Raw genomic sequence first — 293 nt, 5'->3', positions numbered from 1 at the left:
CAGCGCTGTGGAGCCCGCAAACCGCCCCACCACGGCCACGTACGACATGTTGAATAAGACCTGCAGCAGATTGGATAATGCCAGCGGCAGGCTGACCAGATGGATCTGCTTTGCCAGCGGGCCTTCTGTCAGGGATCTTGTGCTAGATTTCATGTTCTCTTTTTCCTTTTCCAGCCCTAAACCGTGCCCGCGCATACCGGGGCACAACAACTATTATAAGAGATGCGCACACTATTGCAAGATGAATCTTTCAAAACAGAATGCATCAGCGTCTTGCAGGCGCGGGATCGGGC

1 pseudogene is annotated in these 293 nt (G+C 53.6%); it reads right to left on the bottom strand.

Going from position 1 to position 293, the window contains the following annotated elements:
• Positions 1 to 153, bottom strand: a pseudogene (locus P0G09_RS19830) (MATE family efflux transporter); the annotation flags it as partial.
• Positions 154 to 293 lie beyond the last annotated feature (140 nt).

Origin of the sequence: Faecalibacterium sp. DFI.5.82, from assembly GCF_029076575.1 — a bacterium.
GTDB lineage: Bacteria > Bacillota > Clostridia > Oscillospirales > Ruminococcaceae > Faecalibacterium > Faecalibacterium duncaniae.
The sequence above is the reverse complement of the archived record's forward strand: the minus strand, read 5'-3'. Positions and strand labels throughout refer to the sequence as shown.